Genomic DNA, 522 nt, shown 5'->3' with positions numbered 1-522 from the left:
TCTCTGCTTGTGCCCACAACCAAGTAGTCTTTACCGTCTAAATGATTTACCAAGCGAGACTGAGTCGCTGTCACGCTGTAACCATCTTTGTTTGCTTCGGTTAAATCAGCAAACGTGTACTGACCATTGATATCTGTGGTGCGTGTTAGTGACACCGCGCGACCGAACTTGTCTTTACCCGTTAAAGTTACTGTGATGTTTTCAAGTGCTTTGTCTAACTCGGCAGCTTCAAGTTCACCATCTTGTAAGGTATCTAGGAAGACACGGCCAGATACTTCGTAATTAACTGGTTTCAGTTTTTCAGTAAAATCTACGGTTGCTGATTTGTTTGCACCCGTTAAGTCAACTTTAACTGTGCTGTTTGCAGTATCTGATTCTGTGCGATTAACACCTATGATCAGATAATCTTTACCGTTCTCATTTTCTGACTTTCCAGAGAAAGTTGCAGCTACTGAGTAACCATCAGCACTCGCTTCGGTTAAATCTGCAAACGTGAACTGACCATTAACATCTGTTGTGCGC

At 42.7% G+C, this 522-nt stretch carries 1 protein-coding gene; it reads right to left on the bottom strand.

Features of this window, described 5'->3' with window-relative positions; translation table 11 throughout:
* Positions 1-522 (bottom strand): SdrD B-like domain-containing protein (locus tag C1E24_RS20655; protein WP_138484787.1); only part of this gene is annotated, 522 nt, incomplete at both ends.

Source organism: Pseudoalteromonas phenolica (genome assembly GCF_005876835.1).
GTDB classification, from domain to species: Bacteria; Pseudomonadota; Gammaproteobacteria; order Enterobacterales; family Alteromonadaceae; genus Pseudoalteromonas; species Pseudoalteromonas phenolica_B.
Note: the sequence above shows the minus strand (reverse complement) of the source record. Positions and strands in the feature narration are given on the sequence as shown.